Here is a 24,483-nt window from a genome sequence, read left to right as displayed (position 1 = left end):
AAGACCCAAGACCCAAGACCCAAGACCCAAGACCCAAGACCCAAGACCCAAGACCCAACAACCAATGACCAAAATAACCATAGCCATAGACGGGTTTTCATCTACCGGAAAAAGTACGGTAGCTAAGCGTCTTGCTAAACATTTGGGCTATACGTATGTGGATTCTGGTGCCATGTACAGAGCGGTGACTTGGTATGCCATGAAACACAATTTTATAAATAAAGAAAGGTTTGATATCGATTCACTGGTTTCCCATTTAGATGATATCCATTTAAACTTTGTGTTTAATAAAGAGGTTGGATTTGCAGAAGTGTACTTAAATGATGAAAATATTGAAAAGCAGATACGAACCTTAGAAGTTTCGAATTTTGTAAGCAAGGTTGCCGAAATTTCAGAAGTTAGAAGTCAGTTGGTGAAACAACAACAAAAGCTTGGGAAGGGAAAAGGTGTTATTATGGACGGAAGGGATATTGGCACGGTCGTTTTTCCTGATGCAGAACTTAAATTATTTCTAACGGCCAATGCTGAAAATAGAGCAAAAAGACGTTTTGATGAACTTATTAAAAGAGGAGAAAAGGTTTTGTATGATGATGTTCTAAAAAATGTTCAAGAGCGTGATTATATAGATTCACACAGAACTGATTCTCCATTAGTTAAAGCAAAGGATGCTATTGAAATTGATAATTCCGATATGACAAAAGACGAACAATTTCAAATTATTCTAGATTTAGTAAACAAAACATTAAAAGAGAAGTCATAAAAAAAGAGGTTTTTAACCTCTTTTAAATTTATAAGTTTGGAATAATCAATTCCTGCCCAGGATGAATTAAATCCGGATTCTTTAAAATATCTGAGTTCGCCTTAAAAATTGCTTGGTATTTAGAAGGGTTGTCATAATACTGCTTAGCAATTTTACTAAGTGTTTCGCCACTTTTTACGGTATGCCTATGGTAAACGCTTTCATCGGCAACTTTTATATTCGCCATGATATCAGAAGGGTTTTCTCCCCCAATTTCCTTGATTTTATCCCAAAGCAGATTCTTTTCATAATTCGTTTTTGCAGTTCCTTTAACTTTTAAAACACCATTTTCTTCTTTAACATCACCATCTTTAATGTTTAAAGCTTCTCCTAAATCGAGTACGGGTTGATATTTTGCTTTTACTGTCATAACTATATGTTTTTATAATTTATTAAATATACTAAGGTTTAATGCATTTTCAAATTAATTCTATCACAAATATTCCTACATAAAATATTTCTTTTCTAATTAGGCTAATTTATTGAAATTGTGTATTTTTGCGCTCCTTTTGGCAATTTACAGGAACGACAGAAGGAACGAGACAAAAATATTTATAACACTTCTGTGTGTAAATTGCTTAAATCTTCCGAAGCATACAGAATACAAAATGTAGTGTAATTGTGTTTCCGCGAAAGCGACAAATTATATTACTTAAATTATCTTAAATGGCTGAAAAAGCAAAACAAGCTGAAGTTGATGCACTAGAAGCAACAACTGTAGAAGCTCCAGTAGTATCTGAAGCTCAAGCAAATCCTGAAAAATTCTTAGCAAGCTTTAACTGGCACAATTACCAAGAAGGTATTGATGAAGTTGATGACAAACAACTTAAAGAATTTGAAAAATTAGTAGCAGAAAAATTTGTTGACACACTTAATGACGAGGTTGTGATTGGTACAGTAGTACACATTTCTGATAGAGATGCTATTATTGATATCAATGCGAAATCTGAAGGAGTTATCTCTTTAAACGAGTTTCGCTACAATCCTAACTTAAAAGTTGGGGACAAAGTAGAAGTATTAATTGATGTTCGTGAAGATGCAACAGGACAATTAGTATTGTCTCACAGAAAAGCGCGTGTAATCAAAGCATGGGATCGTGTTAATGCGGCACATGACTCTGGTGAAATCGTTAATGGTTTTGTTAAATGCAGAACGAAAGGTGGTATGATTGTAGATGTTTTTGGTATCGAAGCATTCTTACCAGGTTCTCAAATTGATGTAAAACCAATCAGGGATTACGATCAATATGTGAATAAAACTATGGAGTTCAAAGTGGTTAAAATCAACCATGAATTCAAAAACGTCGTTGTATCACATAAAGCGCTTATTGAAGCAGATATTGAAGTACAGAAAAAAGAAATCATTGGTCAATTAGAAAAAGGTCAAGTATTGGAAGGTGTTGTTAAAAACATTACATCTTACGGTGTGTTTATTGATCTTGGTGGCGTTGACGGTTTAATCCATATCACAGATTTATCTTGGGCTAGAATTAACCATCCAAATGAAATTGTAGAATTAGATCAAAAACTGAATGTGGTAATCCTTGATTTTGATGAAAACAAATCAAGAATCCAATTAGGATTAAAACAATTAAGCAAACACCCATGGGAAGCTTTAGCTGATACAGTTACTGTTGGTGATAAAGTAAAAGGAAAAGTAGTTGTTATTGCAGATTATGGTGCCTTTATTGAAGTTGCTGATGGTGTTGAAGGTTTAATCCACGTATCTGAAATGTCATGGTCAACGCATTTACGTTCTGCACAAGATTTCGTTTCTGTTGGAGACGAAGTTGAGGCAGTTATCTTAACTTTAGATAGAGAAGAGCGTAAAATGTCTCTAGGTATCAAACAATTAACTTCTGATCCTTGGACAGATATTACAAGCAAATATCCATTAGGTTCTAAACATGTTGGAACTGTGCGTAACTTTACAAACTTTGGTGTATTCGTAGAATTAGAAGAAGGTATTGATGGATTGATTTACATTTCGGATTTATCTTGGACTAAAAAAATCAAGCATCCAAGTGAGTTTTGTGCTGTTGGTGATAAATTAGATGTGATTGTATTGGAGTTGGATGTTGAAGGACGTAAATTAAGTTTAGGTCACAAACAAACTACTGTAAATCCTTGGGATGAATATGAAACAGATTTCGCTTTAGAAACGGTTCACACGGCTGTTATTTCTGAAATAGTTGACAAAGGCGCTACTGTAGAGTTTAACGAAGATATCGTTGCTTTTGTTCCTACACGTCACCTTGAAAAAGAAGATGGTAGCAAACTTAAACAAGGCGATAAAGCTGAGTTTAAAATTATAGAGTTCAATAAAGAGTTTAAACGTGTTGTAGCATCTCATACTGCTGTATTTAAAGCAGAAGAAGTAGCGCAAGTTAAAGCAGCTGTTAAAAAAGCAGAAGCTCAAGCAGCAGAAGCAAAACCAACTTTAGGTGATGCTAATGAAGCTTTACAAGCTCTTAAAGATAAAATGGATGGCAAACCTGCCAAAAAAGCAAAAAAATAATTTGCTGAAATCCATTTATGAATTTAAAAGCCTCCATTTAATTGGAGGCTTTTTTTATTAATCAGTATTTTAAATTAAAATTTTTAATTTTTTACATTACATTTGTACCCCTGATACGTTTGGACAGCATATGAGTCAAAAAGTTTTACTTAACGCAAAAGAGGTAAACATCATTCTTCACCGATTGGCTTGTCAACTTATTGAAAAACATAATGATTTCTCGAATACCGTTTTAATTGGTCTACAGCCAAGAGGAATTTTTTTAGCAAATAGAATTGCGAAAATATTAAGAGAAGACTATAAAGTCAAAAATATCCAACTCGGCCATTTAGATATCACGTTTTATAGAGATGATTTTAGAAGAGGCGATAAACCTTTAGAAGCCAATAAAACAGAAATCAATTTTATAGTTGAAGATAAAAACGTCGTTTTTATTGATGATGTATTATATACAGGCAGAAGCATTCGGTCGGCACTCACAGCCATACAGTCATTTGGAAGGCCCAAAGAGATTGAACTATTAACATTGATTGACAGACGATTTAGCAGGCATTTACCCATTCAGCCAGATTATCGTGGCCGACAAGTAGATGTCATCAATAACGAAAAAGTAAAAGTGCATTGGTTGGAAAATGAAAACGAAGATTCCGTGTACTTAATTGAAAAATAACGAATGACCTATGAGCGAATTAAGTGTTAACCACTTATTAGGAATTAAATATCTTAACAAAGAAGATATTCAACTTATTTTTGAAACTGCTGATCACTTTAAGGAAGTGATTAACAGACCCATTAAAAAAGTGCCTTCGCTTCGAGATATTACCATCGCCAATCTGTTTTTTGAAAACTCCACCAGAACCAAGTTATCCTTTGAATTAGCCGAAAAACGTTTATCTGCGGATGTCCTTAATTTTTCATCATCGCAATCGTCAGTTAAAAAAGGAGAAACACTTATAGATACCGTCAATAATATTCTTTCCATGAAAGTGGACATGGTAGTGATGCGCCATCCCAATCCTGGCGCTGGTGTGTTTTTATCCAAACACGTAAAAGCAAGTATTATAAATGCCGGTGATGGTGCCCATGAACATCCAACACAAGCCTTATTGGATTCGTATTCTATTAGAGAAACTCTGGGCGAAGTGAAAGGGAAAAAAGTGGTTATTGTGGGCGATATTTTACATAGCAGAGTTGCCCTTTCAAATATATTTGCACTACAACTTCAAGGGGCCCAAGTGATGGTTTGTGGTCCAAAAACCTTGATTCCAAAATACATTGATAAACTTGGAGTAAAGGTTGAAACGGATTTAATTAAAGCATTGAATTGGTGTGATGTAGCAAATATGTTACGCGTGCAAAACGAACGGATGGACATCAATTATTTTCCTTCAACCAGAGAATATACACAACAATTCGGCGTTAATAAAGAGCTTTTAGATTCATTGGATAAAGAGATTGTTATCATGCATCCTGGACCTATAAATAGAGGTGTGGAAATAACGAGTGATGTGGCAGATTCCAAACAGTCCATTATATTAAATCAAGTTCAAAATGGCGTAGCGATTAGGATGGCGGTTATATATTTATTAGCTTCGAAAATTAAACAGTAGATTATGATTTTAGATCAAGACGGAAATATTTCAATCATCACCCAAGAGAAGGCGACTATTGTAGAGTTAGTAAAGAAAATCCAAAGCTTGTACCCAAAGTTTAAAAACAATAATATTATTGTTAGTCTTTCAACACTTCGCGCATTAACTATTCAAGATATTCTTGAGTTTTTGGAATTATCCAATACTCACAGAGCTTCAAAACAGTCGTTTGTTATTGTTTCAGATAAGGTGAACTTAGATGAAGTTCCCGATGAGATCATCGTCGTACCAACAGTTCAAGAAGCCTATGATATCATTGAAATGGAAGACATGGAACGCGATTTAGATTTTTAAAAAAACAGTTTGTTGTTTAGTTGTTTGTCGATTAGCTGACACGACCAAATAACCAAACAACTTAACAACTCACAATAATGAAGTTAACCATATTAGGTTGTTATAGTGCCACCCCAAGAGCTCTCACAAATACAACATCTCAAGTGCTGGAAATAAGCAATCATATGTTTTTAATTGATTGTGGGGAAGGTACCCAGATTCATTTAAGAAAGCACAAAATAAAATTCAATCGCATCAAGCATGTTTTTATTTCCCATTTACATGGCGATCATTTTTTTGGGTTGGTTGGATTAATATCTACATTCAGACTGCTTACTAGAGAAACAGATTTACATATTTATGGGCCATTAGGTATTAAGGAAATAGTAACACTTCAAATGAAATTAGCCGATTCGTGGACTAATTATAATTTGATTTTTCATGAACTTACATCAACGGAATCCGAATTGATTTTTGAAGACGAAAGTATTGAGGTTTACACCATTCCACTTGACCATAGGATTTATACCAATGGTTTTCTTTTTAAGGAAAAAGAAGGGGATAGGCGATTGGATATAGATGCTGTTGAAGATGCCAATATTAATATAGCCTATTACAGAAAATTAAAGCAAGGGTTTGATGTGTTGAGTGAAGATGGGTCATTGATAAAGAATAAAACAGTAACTCTGCCCAGTGCAAAGCCAAAGAGTTATGCGTTTTGTAGTGATACCACTTATAAAGAAGATATTGTACCTATCATTAACAAGGTTGATGTATTGTATCATGAATCTACTTTTTTAGAGAAGCATGCTAACTTAGCGCCTAAAACAAAGCATTCTACTGCAAAAGAAGCTGCGAGAATAGCAAAAAAAGCCAAAGCGGGGCTTTTGTTGTTAGGGCATTATTCCACGCGCTACGATGGTTTAAATGCCTTCAAGGAGGAAGCTCTGGAGATATTCGATCGTGTGGAATTGAGCGAAGACGGAAAAGTATTTGAGTTTTAGTTGAGTTCTTTAATATTTAATATCCAATCGATGGCTTCTTCTAAAGAAAGACATCTTTTAATACTTCGTTTATAAAACCTTTTTTCAAGTGTGGCATTCATAAAAGCGATATTGCTATAGGTGACAACAGCACTGGCAACAATAATATTGTATTCCGAATCTACTTTAATCCAAGTTTGCGGATTTATTGAATAAGAATTCACTCTGTTGGAGATGTAGCCTAGTTTAATCCCATCACCATAAAATTCAACCAATTTATCCATGACTTGCTTTATCATGTCCCAATCAAAATGAATCCCTTCATCGACTTCAGCAATAAAAAATTTTTCGCAGAAATAAAAATCACCAAAATACAAGGCGAGTTTATGTGATTTTAAGGTTTTAAAATGTGCAGATTGTTCGAATTTCATGATAATGTTTTAGGGTATGTTAAATTTACAAGTTTTTTATTATCACAAAAATTTAATTTTTAGAATTTAAAATTTTGTTATTTTGTGTACTATGGACAACGACTTAAGTAATTACCGAAAATCTTATGAGAAGCACGAATTGTTGGAAAGCAATGTGCCAGAAAACCCTATGGAATTGTTTAAAACATGGTTTCATGAAGCGGATGCATTATTTGCGGGCGAAACCAATGCCATGACCATATCTACAATAGGCTTAGATGGATATCCGAAAAGTAGGGTGGTGCTGCTTAAAAAATACACCTATGAAGGTTTTATTTTCTACACCAATTATGAAAGTGAAAAAGGAAAAGCCATAGCTGCAAACCCAAATGTTTGTTTGTCTTTTTTTTGGCAAGCTGCCGAACGTCAAATCATTATTAAAGGAAAAGCCGAAAAAATTGCAGAAAACTTAAGCGATGGTTATTTTGAATCCAGACCGCGAGGTAGCCAATTAGGTGCTTTGGTGTCTAACCAGAGTCAAGTTGTTGAAAGTAAAGACGTGCTTGAACAACAATTAAGAAAACTTGAAAAGGACTATGAAGGCAAGGAAATACCACGGCCAAAAAATTGGGGTGGTTACATTATAAAACCTGTTGAAATGGAATTTTGGCAAGGCAGGCCTAACAGGCTTCATGATAGAATTAGATACACACTTCAAAACGATTATAATTGGTTAATTAATCGATTATCTCCTTAAAACAACGTTTAAATGCTTAATTTTTACACTTAAAAATGTATTTCGTCGATTAAAAGCATTTAAAAACGTTATAATGCTTGTTTTTAATCGATTTTAACATTTCATTAACATTCTCTTCAGGGTTAGGGTGGTAAATTTATAGTACCCAAATCTAAATACTTAACCTATGAAGTTATTAACTAAGCTGCTATTCGTAGCATTGTTAGCTGTTTTGAGCTTTTCATGCTCAACAGACAGCATAGATGACAAAGCAGAAATGATTACGGCTGATCTAGTCATTCCAGCACCAACATCATTTGAATTGGAAATTTTAGAACTTATTAATAACCATAGATTGTCGGTTGGATTAAATCCTTTAAAGAATATGGATTTAATTAAGTCACAAGCTTATAGCCACACAGATTATATGGTGGAAACCCAAACAATTTCGCACGATTATTTTTATGAAAGAAGTAATTTTTTAAAGCAAAATGCTGGTGCATTAAAGGTTTCTGAAAACGTAGCAAAAGGTTATACTACGGCGCAGTCTTTAGTTAATGCTTGGATAAAAAGCGAAAGCCATAAAGCGAATATTGAAGGTGACTTTACAAATTTTGATATTTCAGCTGAAAAAGGAACAGATGGTAAATGGTATTATACCAACATATTTATAAAAAAATAAAATCAATCAGATTAAAAGATTTAAAAACATAAACTTTTTGTTTAAAGGGTTATATAATAACTTATTTGTTATTGAATTTAGCTTTAGGTATAAAATCTTCTCTGTAAAAGGAGAAGATTTTTTAATTTAAAACAGTAGATTGTTTAAGTACCTTCCTGGCGCTAAAGTAAATCCACCAGCAATTATTATAGCCCCAAAATAAAGTAAAATCATTTTCCGTTTATGCGATTTTACATTTCATTTTTTTAATAGCTAGGTAGGCCGTTGGAACGGTGTAAATAGTTAGAAAACTAAAGCTATGAATCCATCCAAAGTGATTAAAAAATTTTGGACCAACTTGGGCAGGCATGAATAAGGTTATTACTGCTGTAATTAGTATAAGTAACATATAAATCCTTCCTAATTCTTTATGAATAATGGTTCCTTTTTTTATTAACAACACTATAGTTCCTATAAAAAAACAAGGAATAACCGTTAGTAGATGTATATACATTAATTCTGAATAGCCCATAATATAAATTATGAAGGAATAAATATAAATAAAAACCCATTAGCAAAAAAAATGTTAATGGGTTTTAAACACTAATTATTATTGAATTTTGGCTTATTTAATTTCTATAACTATAAATTGGGTACGTCTGTTTAATTGATGTTGTGCTTCAGTACATGGCACGGTTCCATTACAATCATTGGTTAGTTGACCTTCACCATAACCTTTGTGTTCTATAATTCTTGAAGCAGGCACACCTTTAGATATTAAATAATCATAGGTCGATTTAGCACGTTCTTGAGACAATCTATCGTTGTATAAAGCTGGACCTCTGGAATCGGTATGCGATTCAATTTTGATGGATATGGAGGGATATTGATTCATCATCATATCAACAATACCATCCAATGCTTTTGAACTATCCTTATTGATATGATATTTATCAAAATCAAAATAAATAGTATTTAATTCTTTAATCGGAAGTTCCTTTTCAATCGGAGTTAATTGAATATCTTTTCTAATACTGGTAACCTTATTGTCAATGCCTTTAGAGGTTACAGGAATGGTCGTGTCCTTATAATTTTCGTTATCAACTTTTAAGAAATAATCAGCATCGCGGTCTATATTAATATCATAATGTCCATTTTCATCGGCTACTACTTTTGCAAGTTCATTGCCATTGGCATCTAATAAAGTAACTGTAGCATTGGCGATGGGTTTACCTGTAGAAGCATCGGTAATATTTCCTTCAACTTTTAGCTCTGGCAGCCTGTGGTACGCATAAATATCATCATCGCCAACGCCACCGTCTCTGTTTGAAGCGATATATCCCGTTAACCCGTCATCATTCATAAAAAATGAAAAATCATCTTTATTTGAATTAACAGGAACGCCTAAATTAAGAACGTTAACGATATTATTATTATCTGAAACCGTTCCAAAAATATCTAAAAGTCCCAAACCCACATGGCCATCAGACGAAAAGAAAAGCACATCTTCATTATTAACAAAAGGGAACACTTCGTTTTTATTGGTGTTTACTATATTTCCTAAGTTTTTCGGAGTTCCTAAAGAACCATCGGTATTTATATCTACATAATAAATATCGGTGCCGCCTAAACCTCCCGGCATATCTGAAGCAAAATATAATTTACTACCATCACTGCTTAACGCTGGATGCCCAACGGAATAGTCATCACTATTAATACTGAGTTCTTCAATGTTTTCCCAAGAATCTTCTACAAACGTGGCCTTGTATATTTTCAAATTACTGATGCCATTTTTATCTTTCTTCAATTCATTTTTAATGAAATTGGTTCTAGAAAAATACATTGTTTTGCCATCTTTTGAAATGGTTATTGGTCCATCATGATAATTGGAATTGATTTTTCCTTTTATTTTGGATTTATGGTGAATGATGGTATCGCTATTTTTTACAGTAACATACACATCTAAAAATGGTTGGTTGTTCCATCCATATACGTGTTTTGTTGAAACACCTTCATCAGCAGACGAAGCAAAATAAACATTACCGTCACGCTCATAAGCACCAAAATCACTGTTTTTGGAATTAAATTTTACTTCAGAAAAAAAATACTGTTGTTTGGCATTGAATACAGCTGTTATAAAATCGGCATCTTTAGATAATTTGTCGTCATTTAAAACGCCACCTGCATCTTTGAATTTTTTCATCCAAACTCTGGATTCATCATAATCTTTAATACCTCTTAAAGCTTCGCTATACTTATAATAATATTCCACAGGAACATTTGGTTGTTCAACAACGTTTTTATAATGGATAACGGCGGTTTCAGGGTTTCTTAAATAGGCGTAACAATCTGCTAATTGGCGTGTGTTATAATCTGAATTATAATTTTTATTTATTAGGTCTTCATATACTTCAATAGCGTTATAAAATGAAAACTTGTTAAATAAATTATCAGCTTTCTTTTGTAAACCGGATTGAGCAAATGAATGCATGCTTATAATTAATACTAAACAAACTAATATGTAATTTTTTAATTTCATGGGGCTATTTTTAATTAAAAACAACTTGTTAAACAAGACATTTTTTTATTATTTAATATAAATATGATGATGTTATATTAATATTTTATTCCATTTTAACAATAATAAAATCCGTACGTCTGTTTAATTGATGATCATCTTCTTCGCACGTTTCACCATCTTCACAACCATTTGTTAATCTGCGTTCACCAAAACCTTCATGTTCGGTAATTCTAGAAACATCAATGCCTTTAGATACTAAATATTCATAAGTTGCATTAGCTCTGTCTATAGATAGTTTATCATTGTATGATAATTCTCCTCGAGAGTCTGTATGGGATTCTATGCGTATTACCATTTCAGGATAATTATTTTTCATTAGATTAACAATTTTATCTAGTTCTAAAGCGGCATCTGGACGTATGTTGTACTTATCATAATCAAAATAAATAGTATTTAATTCAGCTAATTTCACAACATTTTGTACTGGATTTAAAATTAAGTTAGCCGTAATTATAGATTCTATACTTTTTAAGTTTTTAGAAGTAAATACTCTATAATCATCAATGTATTTATCTTGACTGGCAACAATTTTATAATCTTTATTTCTATCAATATTAATTGAATAGTTTCCATTTTCATCTGTCACCATATCTGCTATTTTATTTTCTTTATCATCATAAAGGGTAATTATAGCATTAGGAATTGGCCTTGTGTTGATGGCATCTATAACAGTTCCTTTTACATTTAATAAGGGTACTCTATAGTAACTATATATATCGTCATCGCCTCTGCCACCTTGCCTGTTAGAAGAAAAATAGCCAGTAAGACCATCGGCATTCATATTAAACGAAAAATCGTCTTTATTTGAATTTATTGGTACACCAAGGTTAAGCACATTTGTAATATTTCCATTTTCATCTGCAATAGTTCCGAAAATATCTAATAAGCCAATGCCTAAATGTCCATCTGAAGCAAAAAATAAAGTACCTTCATTATTGATAAAAGGTGTCCCTTCAGTATTTTTAGTATTTACAACGTTTCCTAGGTTTTTTGGTGTGCCAAAAGTGCCATCAGGATTGATATCTACTACATAGATATCTGATCCGCCAAATCCTCCAGGCATATCTGACGTGAAATATAATTTTGTATTATCTGGACTTAAAGCAGGATGCTGTGTAGAATACTCTTTATTGTTTATTGATAAATCTTCAATATCCGTCCACAAACTATCTCTTAATGTAGCTCTATAAATCTTAACATTGCTAATGCCATTTTTATCGATTTCCTTTCCTAACTCATTGGCATTATTTCTGGAAAAATACATAGTACGACCATCATTTGTTATGGCAATAGGACCATCATGATAGATTGAATTCACATCACCTTTTAATTTAGATGTAAAATCTACTTGCTTTTTAGTGTCTTTATCAGTCACATATACGTCTAAAAAAGGTTGTTCGTTCCAGCCGTAAAGCCGTTTTATGGATACACCTTCATCTCTGGAAGAGCTAAAGTAAATTTTCCCATGATATTCAATAGCACCAAAATCGCTAAACGCTGTATTGAATCTTATTCTGTTCAAAAAATATTGCTGTTTTGAGTTAAAAACATTGCTTATGAAGTCAATATCTCTCTCAAAATTGTCTGTATTGGCAACACCACCAGAATCTTTAAACCGTTCTAGCCAAATCCGTGATTCATCATAATCTTTTATACCTCTCAAGGCTTGTGCATATTTATAATAATATTCTATAGGTACATCTTTTTGATTAACGACTTGTTTATAATATCTAGTAGCTCTATTTGGATCTCTAAGATAGGCATAGCAATCTGCTAATTGTCTGGTAGCATAGTCCTTATTATAATTATTTCTAATAAGGTCTTGATATACTTCTGCAGCTTTAACAAATGAAAACTTATTAAATAATGTATCCGCTCTTTTTTGTTTTCCTTGTTGAGCCAATACCACCAAGTTCAACATCAAAGCAAAATAAATTAATATGCAATTTTTTGATTTCATAGTTGATTGATTCTTTTTTAGAAGTATCTAGGTGATTTTAACTTAGAGCTTAAGAATTTGAATTCATAAATAAGCAAAGCTTCATGAGTTCCACTTGTATAAGCTCTAATATCAGAAATAGGTTTTTCATATGAATATCCGATACGTAATTGACGGGATATTTGAAAATCTATTAAACCTCCAATAGCGCCCGTTTCTCTATTGTGTCTATAAGATGCACCAAGCCAAAACTTTTCATTAAATAAGAAATTGCCAGTAAAATCATAAGATACAGGAGCGCCATTGGTTGCCTTAACCATGATAGCAGGTTTGAATTTTATGGCTTCACTTAAATCTACCACATATCCGGCGGTTCCATAATAACTGAGACGCTCTAAAGCTTCAAAACCCTGTTCTTTATTAAGATTAGTGGTTAAAACCCTTGGGGCAGAAATACCCAAATAGAATTTGTTTGTACTATAATAAACACCTAAACCAATATTTGGTGACCAACGATTTTCAATTCCTCTAATTTGTGGGTCAAAACTTTCGTATTCCCTAAAATCTGCATCTAAGCTATATTGAGTAAACCCTCCTTTAATACCAAAAGCCAGTTTTCCTGTTTTCCCTGTCGGAATAGCATACGAAAAGTCACCATACAAATAGGAGTAGTTTTCCGGGCCTAAATCGTCTTCAATAAAAGTTAACCCCAGACCAACTCTATCATTTCTTAAAGGCGTATGAATAGACAGTGTTTGGGTAATGGGACCACCATCAAAACCAACCCACTGACTTCTATGTAACGCAATGATACTTAGAGCTTCTCTACTACCAGCATAAGCAGGATTTATAGATATCGTGTTATACATGTACTGTGTAAATTGCGGTAATTGTTGCGCGATTGTAACCGTACAGCTAAACAATGCTAAAGTGACTATGTAATGTTTTATAAGTTTCATAGGTTAATTATTTTATTTGGTTCCTAAGTAAATTGGGCCTGTAAATGGTTTTAATCCACTATTTTTTAATGTAACTATGTAATAATATGTTCCATTTGGTGCTGTTTCAGCATTTCCAATAGATGATTTGGCTTTACCAGTCCATGAACCTTGGTTTTCACCTACTTGATAGTTATCAGACTCAAACATTAAAGCACCCCAACGATTGAATATTTTAACATTGGCTTCAAATCCGCATAAGTCAATACCCATAATATCAAAAGTTTCATTTATACCATCACCATTAGGCGTTATTGCTTTAGATATTATAACATCATTCTCACCACAAGGTAATACAGCGCAATCCGCATTGATATTCATTGTTAACTCTGTAACGCTTACACAGCCATTTTCGATTGTTGTATATCTAAATACATAATCAATACCACCGTCACTTGGAAGAAAATCTTGGCTAAGTTCTAGGGTGGTAGGGTTAAATAAACTACCTATTAATGTAGCTGTTGGATCACCTTGGATAAGCTCCCAAGTGCCATTTAAATTGGTTACACTTAAATAACTGTTTAAATCTACGATACCGTCATCATAACATCTATCTTCAGCTGTAATTTGCGAAACAACTTCATCCAATGCCACATTAAGTGTTTGGGTAAATGTATCTGAATTACCACATTCGTCAGTCGCGATCCATGTTCTTACAATTTGATAATCAGTAAATGCTGTTTCATCAAATGTACTTGTTTCCTCAAAAGTTACTGTAACATTAACAGAACAGCTATCGGTAAATTGTAAAGATGGAATTTCAGGAATATCAGTACAGCTCACGTTTAATACAGCATCAAATGGTGTTGTAATGGTTGGTGCTTTAGTATCTTCAACAGTTATAATTTGAGTGTGAGATGTTCTCAATCCACATTCATCAATAGCAGTCCATGTACGAGCAATTGTATAGCTATTTGGACACTCGCCATTAGTTTTAACATCGGTTACCGTTACGGTGGCTGTTCCACAATTATCAATGGCTGCTAATGTTTGTGCATTAGGAATGGCATCACATTCAACAGTGATGTTTCCCGGTAATGCTTGAACAAAAGTAGGTGCTTTAGTGTCTTGCACAGTTATTATTTGTGTATGAGTTGTAGTCAAGCCACATGCGTCTGTTGCTGTCCAAGTACGTGCAATAGAATAGCTATTCGGACAAGAACCAGCCGTATTTACATCTGTTACTGTTACCGTAGCAGAACCACAACTATCAGTTGCAGTTAATGTTTCGGCAACAGGAATGGCATCACATTCAACAGTAATATTACCCGGTAAATCTTCAATAAACATTGGAGGGGTAGTATCTTGAACGGTAATAGTTTGCGTATAAGATGTTGTTAATCCACATTCATCAGTTGCTGTCCACGTACGTGAAATGATATAATTATTGGCACAGTTTCCGTTAGTTTTAACTTCACTAAAAGTTACAATAGCAGTTCCGCAATTATCTGTCGCAGTTAATGTTTCAGCAGCAGGAACCGTAGTACACTCAACAGTGAAGTCTTCTGGTAATTCTTCAACAAAAACTGGAGGTGTTGTGTCTGAAGTTGAAATAATTTGATCTTCAGAAACTGAATTACCACAAGCATCAGTTGCTGTCCAAGTACGAATGATACTAGTACTTCCAGGGCAAGGGCCTTGAGTTACAACATCGGTAAATGTGATAATTGGATTTGCGTCACAATTATCTGTAGCCGTAGCGGTACCAAACGATATAGGCGATAAATCGTTGCTACATTCCGCAGTTGCATTTAAAGGTAAGACCAATACAGGAGCCGTTGTATCTTGAACGATGATAGTTTGTTTATGAATGGTTGTTAAACCAGCTGAATCAGTAGCAGTCCATGTACGTTCTAAAGTGTAATTAGAAGCACAATTACCATCAATTTTTACTTCATTGAAAGTGACAGTTGCCGTCCCACAATTATCAGTAGCTGTTAATGTTTCGGCTATTGGAACATCGTCGCATTCTACAGTTGTGTCACTAGGTAAAGTTTCTACAAACATTGGATTAGTTACATCATCCACGATCACGTTCTGTTGAACGGTAATGCTGTTACCGTTTCCATCATCAAATGTCCAGTTTATGACAAATGTACCTTGTGTCGAATAGGTCAATGGGTCTGTAGTTGTAGCAGTTATTGTCCCAGCACAGTTATCGGTCGTGGTCGGGGCGATAGCGGTCACGGAACATTCTCCCGTTAGGTCGGCAAGGGTTGGCGCAACCGGGTCTGTTGTATCGTCCACGATCACGTTCTGTTGAACGGTAATACTGTTACCGTTTCCGTCATCAAATGTCCAGTTTATGACAAACGTACCTTGTGTTGAATAGGTCAATGGGTCTGTAGTTGTCCCCGTAATGGTTCCCGCACAGTTATCGGTCGTTGTCGGGGCAATAGCTGTCACGGAACACTCACCGGTTAAATCCGCTAGGATTGGAGCAACGGGATTTGTTGTGTCATCAATAATCACGTTCTGTTGAACGGTGATGCTGTTTCCATTGCCATCATCAAAGGTCCAGTTTATTGTAAATGTACCTTGTGTTGTATAGGTCAAAGGGTCTGTAGTTGTAGCAGTTATTGTCCCAGCACAGTTATCGGTCGTGGTTGGAGCGGTAGCGGTCACGGAACATTCTCCCGTTAGGTCGGCAAGGGTTGGCGCAACAGGATTTGTTGTGTCATCAATAATCACGTTCTGTTGAACGGTAATACTGTTACCGTTTCCATCATCAAATGTCCAGTTGATGACAAACGTACCTTGTGTCGAATAGGTCAATGGGTCGGTAGTCGTCGCTGCGATTATAGAACCATTACAATCATCCACTATAGTAGGTATGGTAGCTGTCACCGAACACTCCGCGGTTATATCGGCCAAGGTAGGCGCAACGGGATCAGTTGTATCGTCCACTATTACATTTTGTGGCACGATGATACTGTTACCGTTTCCATCATCAAATGTCCAGTTTATGACAAATGTACCTTGTGTCGAATAGGTCAATGGGTCTGTAGTTGTAGCAGTTATTGTCCCAGCACAGTTATCGGTCGTGGTCGGGGCGATAGCGGTCACGGAACATTCTCCCGTTAGGTCGGCAAGGGTTGGCGCAACCGGGTCTGTTGTATCGTCCACGATCACGTTCTGTTGAACGGTAATACTGTTACCGTTTCCGTCATCAAAGGTCCAGTTGATGACAAACGTACCTTGTGTTGAATAGGTCAATGGGTCTGTAGTTGTAGCAGTTATTGTCCCAGCACAGTTATCGGTCGTTGTCGGGGCGGTAGCTGTCACGGAACACTCACCGGTTAAATCCGCTAGGATTGGAGCAACCGGGTCTGTTGTATCGTCCACGATCACGTTCTGTTGAACGGTGATGCTGTTTCCATTGCCATCATCAAAGGTCCAGTTTATTGTAAATGTACCTTGTGTTGTATAGGTCAAAGGGTCTGTAGTTGTAGCAGTTATTGTCCCAGCACAGTTATCGGTCGTGGTTGGAGCGGTAGCGGTCACGGAACACTCCCCGGTTATATCGGCAAGGGTTGGTGCAACGGGATCAGTTGTATCGTTAATAATTATATTTTGGGTACAAGCAAGACTATCATTAGACCCATCGTTAGCGATCCATGTTATCGTTGTTGTTCCAACAGGATATGGAGCTGTTAAAGCTAAATTATCAGAACGTGTACCCGTAAATGTAAACGTTGTGGCACAGTTATCGGTAGCCGTTGGAGCCACTATGTTAACATTAGAGGCCTCACATAATCCAGCATTAGCAGATATAGAAATATCAGCAGGGCATATTATTGTAGGTGGAGTAACATCTTGAATAGTAATGGTTTGTATAACGTTAATTGAGTTTCCACAATCATCTGTAACACTATAGGTTCTTGTAATTATTTCAGGATTTGTTCCATTGTCAGAGACATCCGAAACAAAAGCAATAATAGGGGGTATTCCTGAGTTATCGGCTTCATCTATAACCACGCTTACATCTGGTTCAGGAATATTTCCAAAGCACTCAACATTAATAGGCGATGGATTTGAGGCTGTTGGTGGTTGATTTACATAATCATCGGAATCTATAATTATAATGCTTGGAGTAGGAATGGGCTCTCCTACACATAGACCAGAAGTTTGGTACCCTTGAATTAAATTACTATTGAAAGGAATGCTAGATATAGCACCGATACCAGTAATAGTTCCATTTAAGCTAATATTTGAGCCAATAGCAGGATTACTTAATACGGTACAATTTGTTGTAGCAGTAAGTCTAAATCCAATATCAGCCAACACAGTATCATTGTTTGTGGGAACAGGTAGCGTACCAAGATTCCAAACAATCGATCCATTTGCACCCAAACTAGCATCATAAGTCGGTACATTAGCTGTTGAAAAAGGTGCATAGGTATTGTAAACTATATTTAAATCAGTTGGATTTACTGAAGCTGGTAATGGTATGGTGATGACCGTATTATTTAAAGCTTCAGTTCCTTTATTTTTAATTTCAATTTTATAATCTGCATAGCCTCCTGGTTCTAATGACTGACTTGGTGGGTTTGGATTGCCATTAATAGAAGTAGTCGTTAAGACGCCTTCAGATTCAGGAATGTAGGCATCAACAGAAAATGATAAATTAAAAATGATATAAGTATCTGTTAAGGAGCCATATCTGAATGATGTGGATGTTTGATTGTTGGTTATAAATTTATTGTTAGCATTATCAACATCAAACATGACAATATCTAAACCGGTATTGTTGTTATAATTTGGATTTCTTGTGTTTCCACCTGTTAAAATTGATGAATTAAAAAAGTTGGTAGCAATATTATTACTATGGCTTAAGGATTCCCAAGTATTAGTATCTTGCCTTAACATTTGGAAATAATCTCCTGAATAATTGATGTCACCTTCACCAGCCATGAGTCCAAGTTTTAAATTCACAGCACCATTTTGTACGGCATTAAATCCAGAAACAGGAAGATTAAAGAAAAGATTTTCATTGGTACCAGGTGTTCTTACATAAGCATGACCATCAAAAACGGTAATGTCTCGCCATTTCATTTTAGAGTTTTCGTAGACTACCACCATGCCCCAGCCACCATAAAAACCTGTACCATCTACATTTCCTTCTCTTAGGGCTATATCAGCAACAAAATAATTACCAATACCATTTTGTTTTACATATTCTGTAACATCTGCATACGCAGAAAACATTTTTCCATATTCTGTATTTGGAAATGCAATACCCTCTGCGTTTAATTCTTCGTATGTAGAAGATAAAGGGCCTTTTATTAAAACTTTGCGTTTATCAAAATTCTTTGTTACAGCAATCGTTTCTGGGACAATTTGATTGTATGTAACATTTACAAAAGCTCTTGCTTGATTATTTTTTCTTAATCTGCTTACTTGAAGCGTGTAATTTGAATCTGAAAATATTTGATATGCAGTGTTTAATTGAAAATACTGACTACCATTACCACTATAACTACCAGTAACTACAGTAAAACCGCCATTATTTCTAGATACTTGAACATTCGTATTATTGTCATTATAATATCTAAATCTTACAATATCACCAGAACCTGATGATGTAAATGTAAACTCTGTGTAGCCATTTCCATTACCTACAGTAGATATATCTAAGCTGTAATTTGTATTATCAATATTATCATTATCACGTATATCTATATTGGTATTGCTTACTTGCTGGGTAGTAGTATTACCAGTAGGAACATTTTTGGTGACTTGAAATGTGTTAGTATCCGTTTGGTTATCACCAAAAGCTCTTCCCGTCCAATATATGCCTGCATATATGATATTGGAACACTCTGGAATGGCCCCATTTTCTTGAGAAAAATTTAAAAAGGCAGAAGACGAATTCCATGTATTAGGATCATCATCAACATCCACATATTTCATGTCGTTGCCATTGTGTTGGTTTGTAGGATATTGAAAACCAGCTAATTGCATATTAGTATTGCCAGCCATGGTGAAATCACCCTTTATGGTATAATTTGTTTTAGGAGGAGTGTCTTTGGAAGGTCTGGGCGCAAAAGGTACTACAATTTGGCTATAACTATTATAAATACCACTTATAAGTAAAAAAGCAAACAACATCAATTTGATTGATTTTTTATTTGCAAATATTTTTCTGGGGTAAAGTTTTTTCATGTTTAAATCTTTATAATGGATTTTATGCTTTTGCTTATTATGATGGTTTATTTACTTTATAAAAAAACCTAACATCTGGATTGTCTAGTGTTATAAATGCCTTAATTTGAGATTCTGCACATTCAAAATAGCATTCAATATAAATGTACTTTAGTTGGTTTAAGCCCCTCACATCAGTTAAATCTATCCGATTGCTTAAATCGTTTGCAGTTAATACTTTAATGGTCATTAATTCAACATTATTGAATTCTGATTTAGCCTGATTTAAAATATTAAATGATTTGGTATCATGAAATGTAAGCTTAGTTATAGGTAGATTATCATAACCAGAATTTCCTCCCAGATTTATATTGTTATTTTCAACATAAACAGTAGGGAGAAGTTTGTAGGTTAAATCATAAAACTCACTATTATCACTTTTGGTTGCTTTGTTTAAACTTTCTGTAGAAATGGGACTATTTATTTCAATCTCGTAAAATCCATTCTCTTGGGCTATCAATTGGCTTATGCAAAGCAAAAACGTGCTAATAGAAAATATACATTGGTAAAGTGCGGATTTCGATTTATTTATCATGGTCAAAAAGTTTATTTTTTAAATTTTAAAAGCATTTTATTGAAACCTAGTTATGCTTTAATTAGCATAATTACAATTTCGTTTAATGTTAGTATTAACAGTAAAAAGTTTTTGAGGGAAAAACAGTGAGGGAAAAAACATTTTTTAAAATGTTTCGATATCTGAAATTAGATTTGGGATCATAACTTTCAATTATATATGTGAAACAAAGCAACGTATATGTTGTAATTAAATCAAAAATAAATGTCAAATCACTTATATATTCGACAAAAAGAAAACATGTTACAGAATAACGTTAATTCTATGCAATACATCTATTCTTCATAAGTCATTAAATTGTTTTTTTACCTCTTATCTTTTCTCCATTAATTTTTTTGTTTTAAATTGTTTAACTTATTTACGCAAATAAATCGAATTTTATCGATAAAAACAACTTTTTATCGATAAAAATTGCTTTTAATCGAATTACATGAAAAAATTACTTATTATAAGGCATGCAAAATCATCATGGGAACATGATGTTATTGATCATGAAAGACCTTTAGAACCAAGAGGTTTTACAGATGCTAAGCTAGTATCTAATACTTTAAAAAATAGTAGACTAAGTGTTGATTATGTGATAAGTAGCGACGCTAATAGGGCTAAAACAACTGCCGAGTTATTCATTTCAAACCTAAATATTGATACAAACCTATTGAAATTCAATTATGATTTGTATGATTTCTCGGGAGAAAAGTTATTAAGTACGATCAAATCGACTAATAATGATATCAATCACTTAATGGTTTTTGGACATAATCACGCCATCACATTCTTCGTAAATAAATATGGAGACAGGTATATTGATAATGTACCAACTTGTGGCGTTGTTATCATTGAATTTGATATACAGGATTGGAATGATCTAAAAAAAGGTAAAACCATCAAAACCATCTTTCCTAGAGATTTAAAAAATTAAGCCAACTGCTCTTTAGCTTCTTAGGATTGCCAAACCACCAATTAATTAACACTATAAATACATAAAATTAAGCTTAAGTAGCTTAAGCGCTTCTGTTGTTATCGTTTTTTTAAAATATAAAATCTATGGCTTACTATTAAGTTTAAAATAGAATATATTTGTATTTTATTATATTAAAATTACTAATGATTACGAACGAAAGCCTTAATAATAGTTATATAAACAGAGAGATAAGTTGGTTACAATTTAATGCAAGAGTTCTTCAAGAGGCTTCAGATGAAAGTGTTCCATTAATAGAAAGATTACGCTTTCTAGGAATTTTTTCAAATAATTTGGACGAGTTTTTTAAAGTAAGATATGCCACTGTAAAGCGCATTGTAGAAGCCGGAAAAGGAGCGAAAAATGAATTAGGAGGTATTAGGGCAGAAGAATTACTTGAAATTATTACTAAAATAGTTATTGAACAACAAACGGAAAGTTTAGAAGTTTTAGAGGCTATAGAAAACCGTTTAAAAGATGAAAACATTCATATCATTGATGAAACCAATATCAGTTGGAAACATCACGACTTTATTAAGAAATATTTCATTCAAAAAGTAAGTCCAGCGCTGGTTACTATTATTCTAAACGATTTGGTTACGCTTCCTAATTTAAAAGATAGCGCGGCTTATTTGGCGGTGAGAATGGTTATGAATAATGATTCTAATCAATTCGCACTTATCGAAATACCTAAATCCGTCAATCGTTTTGTTGAGTTGCCAAAATATGAAGGTAAAGATTTTATCATTATGATAGATGATTTACTACGTTATTGCCTAAGCGATATTTTTAACATTTTCGATTATAAAAGTATTTCGGCTCACATGGTTAAAATTACCCGTGATGGCGAGCTTGATTTTGAAAGTGATTTGAGTAAAAGCTTTATGGAAAAAATTTCCGATAGCGTAAAACACAGACAACATGGAGAACCTGTTCGATTTGTTTATGATAAAACAATCGAAGATGAAACATTGCAGTTCTTAATGGGAAAGATGGGCATTACAGAAACGGATAGTATTATTCCTGGAGGGCGTTATCATAATCGACGTGATTATATGAAGTTCCCAAGCATGGGAAGACAAGATCTACTCTATCAAAAAATGGAATCGTTACCGATAAAAGGGTTGAGTTTGGAGAGTAGTATTTTTGAAGCTATTGCTAAAAAAGATTATTTGCTTTACGCTCCTTATCATACATTTTCGTATGTCGTTAAATTTTTAAGGGAAGCAGCATTAGATCCAAAGGTTAAAACCATAAAAATTACCATTTATCGATTAGCTGAAATATCACATATAGCTAGTTCTTTAATTAATGCTGCTATAAATGGGAAAAGTGTCACCGTATCTATAGAGCTTCAAGCACGGTTTGATGAGGAAGCTAATATTAATTATGCCCAACAGATGCAAGATGGTGGCGTTAACTTGATTTTTGGGGTACAAGGTTTAAAAGTGCACAGTAAAATGTGTGTTATTGAGCGTGAGGAAAACAAAAAAATAATGCGCTATGGGTTTATAAGTACAGGCAATTTCAATGAATCTACCGCAAAAATTTATACGGATTATACGTTATTTACTTCAAACCAAAATATTTTAAAAGACATCACAAAAGTGTTTATGTTTTTTGATACCAATTATAAAATTTATAGGTATAAACATATTATAACCTCACCACATTATACTAAAAAAGCAATATTTAAACTGATTGATGAGCAAATTATTCTTGCTAAAGCAGGTATGGGAGGTTATATACGATTAAAAATGAATAGTATTACCAGTTATTTAGTAGTAGATAAACTATATGAAGCTAGTAGGGCAGGCGTAAAAATAGATATGATTGTCAGGGGTATTTGTTGCTTAATTCCTGGCGTAAAAGGTATGAGTGAAAATATTGAAGTTATTAGTGTGGTAGATAAATTTTTAGAGCATTCTAGAGTCTATATTTTTGGTAGTGATAAAGATGCTAAAGTCTATATATCTTCAGCAGATTGGATGACCAGAAATATTGATAACAGGGTAGAAGTTACTTGCCCAATTTATGACAAAGACATAAAACAGGAAATTATTGATACATTTAGTATTTCTTGGAACGATAATGTGAAAGCGAGATTGATTAACACACCAAATGAAAATGAATATAGAATAAATAACAATCCGAAAGTTAGATCTCAAATAGCTACCTACGATTATTATTTAAAAAAGATGGAAAATTAGTATGCTATCAATAAAAAAATATGCGGCCATCGATATTGGTTCCAATGCGGTAAGGTTACTTGTTTCAAATATTATTGAGCAAGAAGGAAAACCTACGCAGTTTAAGAAAAACTCATTAGTGCGTGTTCCCATACGTTTGGGTACCGATGTGTTTTTATCAAACAAAATTTCTGTGGAAAATACCGAACGATTGATAGACACCATGAAAGCCTTCAGATTATTAATGAAATCCCATAAAGTCGTTAAATACAAAGCATGCGCCACATCGGCAATGAGGGAATCATTAAATGGAAGGGACGTTGTGGATTTGGTTTTTAAAAAGGCAGGAATACAAATAGATGTTATTGAGGGAGAGGAAGAAGCTGCCATCATAGCTGCCACAGATTTAAATAAGTATATAGATCCCACAAAAACATATCTGTATATTGATGTTGGTGGAGGTAGTACCGAGTTTACTATTATTCATGAAGGAAACCCAGCAGCTTCTAAGTCGTTTAAAATAGGGACCGTTAGATTATTGAATGATATGGTTCAAAAAGAAAATTGGTTCGAATTGGAAGAATGGATCAAAATAAATGTAAAACCTTATGATCGCATAGATGTTATAGGTTCTGGAGGAAACATCAATAAAATATTTAAGGTATCAGGAAAAACGGAAGGCAAACCACTTTCTTATTTTTATCTGACTTCTTATTTTAATACCCTTCAAAGGTACTCCTATGAAGAGCGTATTACTGAGTTAAATTTGAATCAAGATAGGGCCGATGTTATCATACCAGCAATGCGTATATACTTATCTTCCATGAAATGGAGTGGAGCAAAGAACATATACGTTCCCAAAATAGGTCTGGCAGATGGCATTATAAAAAGTATATATTTTGATACCGTTTCTAGCAATACACAGTAAAATTGTGCAATTCACCTTTTAAAATATCTAGATTTTAATTTATACTATATATTCGTTCCTGCATATTGCTACTAATTTAAA

General features: G+C 33.9%; 19 protein-coding genes. 11 read left to right on the top strand and 8 right to left on the bottom strand.

Annotated features, from left to right (window positions below; all coding sequences use genetic code 11):
- Nucleotides 1-64: 64 nt before the first annotated feature.
- Nucleotides 65-760 carry a (d)CMP kinase gene (gene cmk, locus CDH50_RS09020; RefSeq protein WP_100611759.1) on the top strand — a complete coding sequence of 232 codons (696 nt, stop codon included), beginning with the start codon at nt 65-67 and terminating at the stop codon, nt 758-760.
- A gap of 28 nt (nt 761-788) precedes the next feature.
- On the opposite strand, the gene CDH50_RS09015 is transcribed toward cmk, so the two are convergent.
- Nucleotides 789-1,169 carry a LysM peptidoglycan-binding domain-containing protein gene (locus CDH50_RS09015; RefSeq protein ID WP_100611682.1) on the bottom strand — a complete coding sequence of 127 codons (381 nt, stop codon included), beginning with the start codon at nt 1,167-1,169 and terminating at the stop codon, nt 789-791.
- 296 nt (nt 1,170-1,465) lie between these two features.
- Here CDH50_RS09015 and rpsA point away from each other — a divergent pair, with 296 nt between their 5' ends.
- The 5 genes from rpsA (at nt 1,466) to CDH50_RS08990 (ending at nt 6,245) form a co-directional block, all read left to right on the top strand.
- Complete coding sequence (gene rpsA, locus CDH50_RS09010; protein ID WP_100611681.1) at nt 1,466-3,316, top strand: 30S ribosomal protein S1; 1,851 nt, start codon at nt 1,466-1,468, stop codon at nt 3,314-3,316.
- 130 nt (nt 3,317-3,446) lie between these two features.
- Nucleotides 3,447-3,986, top strand: a complete 540-nt coding sequence (gene pyrR, locus CDH50_RS09005; RefSeq protein WP_100611680.1) for a bifunctional pyr operon transcriptional regulator/uracil phosphoribosyltransferase PyrR — start codon at nt 3,447-3,449, stop codon at nt 3,984-3,986.
- Nucleotides 3,987-3,996: 10 nt separating this feature from the next.
- Nucleotides 3,997-4,926 carry an aspartate carbamoyltransferase catalytic subunit gene (locus CDH50_RS09000; protein ID WP_100611679.1) on the top strand — a complete coding sequence of 310 codons (930 nt, stop codon included), beginning with the start codon at nt 3,997-3,999 and terminating at the stop codon, nt 4,924-4,926.
- Between the two features lie 3 nt (nt 4,927-4,929).
- The gene (locus tag CDH50_RS08995) at nt 4,930-5,262 is read left to right on the top strand and encodes a ribonuclease Z (RefSeq protein WP_100611678.1); all 333 of its coding nucleotides are present in this window, start codon (nt 4,930-4,932) and stop codon (nt 5,260-5,262) included.
- 77 nt (nt 5,263-5,339) lie between these two features.
- The gene (locus tag CDH50_RS08990) at nt 5,340-6,245 is read left to right on the top strand and encodes a ribonuclease Z (protein ID WP_100611677.1); all 906 of its coding nucleotides are present in this window, start codon (nt 5,340-5,342) and stop codon (nt 6,243-6,245) included.
- Here the strand turns inward: CDH50_RS08990 and CDH50_RS08985 are convergent.
- Entirely contained in the window at nt 6,242-6,655 is a 414-nt protein-coding gene (locus tag CDH50_RS08985) for a hypothetical protein (RefSeq protein ID WP_100611676.1), read from the bottom strand. The two genes, CDH50_RS08990 and CDH50_RS08985, sit on opposite strands and share 4 nt — an antisense overlap.
- A gap of 91 nt (nt 6,656-6,746) precedes the next feature.
- On the opposite strand from CDH50_RS08985, the gene pdxH reads away from it, so the two are divergent.
- Both pdxH and CDH50_RS08975 read left to right on the top strand, forming a co-directional pair.
- Nucleotides 6,747-7,391 carry a pyridoxamine 5'-phosphate oxidase gene (gene pdxH, locus CDH50_RS08980; RefSeq protein WP_100611675.1) on the top strand — a complete coding sequence of 215 codons (645 nt, stop codon included), beginning with the start codon at nt 6,747-6,749 and terminating at the stop codon, nt 7,389-7,391.
- 166 nt (nt 7,392-7,557) lie between these two features.
- On the top strand, nt 7,558-8,052 hold the full coding sequence (locus CDH50_RS08975; protein WP_100611674.1) for a CAP domain-containing protein: 495 nt from the start codon (nt 7,558-7,560) through the stop codon (nt 8,050-8,052).
- A 220-nt stretch (nt 8,053-8,272) separates the two neighbouring features.
- Here the strand turns inward: CDH50_RS08975 and CDH50_RS08970 are convergent, their stop codons facing one another.
- From CDH50_RS08970 to CDH50_RS08945, 6 genes are all read right to left on the bottom strand, one after another.
- Nucleotides 8,273-8,563 (bottom strand): DUF2306 domain-containing protein, encoded by a 291-nt coding sequence (locus tag CDH50_RS08970; RefSeq protein ID WP_198513464.1) that lies wholly within the window; start codon nt 8,561-8,563, stop codon nt 8,273-8,275.
- Nucleotides 8,564-8,656: 93 nt separating this feature from the next.
- Entirely contained in the window at nt 8,657-10,570 is a 1,914-nt protein-coding gene (locus CDH50_RS08965) for an OmpA family protein (RefSeq protein WP_100611757.1), read from the bottom strand.
- Nucleotides 10,571-10,655: 85 nt separating this feature from the next.
- Nucleotides 10,656-12,572, bottom strand: coding sequence for an OmpA family protein (locus tag CDH50_RS08960; protein ID WP_232731988.1), 1,917 nt, complete (start codon nt 12,570-12,572; stop codon nt 10,656-10,658).
- A gap of 17 nt (nt 12,573-12,589) precedes the next feature.
- Nucleotides 12,590-13,510 (bottom strand): PorP/SprF family type IX secretion system membrane protein, encoded by a 921-nt coding sequence (locus tag CDH50_RS08955; protein WP_100611672.1) that lies wholly within the window; start codon nt 13,508-13,510, stop codon nt 12,590-12,592.
- A gap of 12 nt (nt 13,511-13,522) precedes the next feature.
- Complete coding sequence (locus tag CDH50_RS08950; RefSeq protein ID WP_100611671.1) at nt 13,523-19,714, bottom strand: gliding motility-associated C-terminal domain-containing protein; 6,192 nt, start codon at nt 19,712-19,714, stop codon at nt 13,523-13,525.
- 37 nt (nt 19,715-19,751) lie between these two features.
- Entirely contained in the window at nt 19,752-20,288 is a 537-nt protein-coding gene (locus tag CDH50_RS08945; RefSeq protein ID WP_157804958.1) for a hypothetical protein, read from the bottom strand.
- Nucleotides 20,289-20,757: 469 nt separating this feature from the next.
- On the opposite strand from CDH50_RS08945, the gene CDH50_RS08935 reads away from it, so the two are divergent.
- The 3 genes from CDH50_RS08935 to CDH50_RS08925 all read left to right on the top strand — a co-directional run bounded on the left by CDH50_RS08935 (nt 20,758) and on the right by CDH50_RS08925 (nt 24,402).
- Nucleotides 20,758-21,246 carry a SixA phosphatase family protein gene (locus tag CDH50_RS08935; protein WP_100611668.1) on the top strand — a complete coding sequence of 163 codons (489 nt, stop codon included), beginning with the start codon at nt 20,758-20,760 and terminating at the stop codon, nt 21,244-21,246.
- 185 nt (nt 21,247-21,431) lie between these two features.
- Entirely contained in the window at nt 21,432-23,495 is a 2,064-nt protein-coding gene (ppk1, locus tag CDH50_RS08930; protein WP_100611667.1) for a polyphosphate kinase 1, read from the top strand.
- A 1-nt stretch (nt 23,496) separates the two neighbouring features.
- On the top strand, nt 23,497-24,402 hold the full coding sequence (locus CDH50_RS08925; RefSeq protein ID WP_100611666.1) for a Ppx/GppA phosphatase family protein: 906 nt from the start codon (nt 23,497-23,499) through the stop codon (nt 24,400-24,402).
- Nucleotides 24,403-24,483 lie beyond the last annotated feature (81 nt).

Source organism: Confluentibacter lentus (assembly GCF_002806995.1).
GTDB classification, from domain to species: Bacteria; Bacteroidota; Bacteroidia; order Flavobacteriales; family Flavobacteriaceae; genus Confluentibacter; species Confluentibacter lentus.
This window is presented reverse-complemented; position numbering and strand designations above follow the sequence as displayed.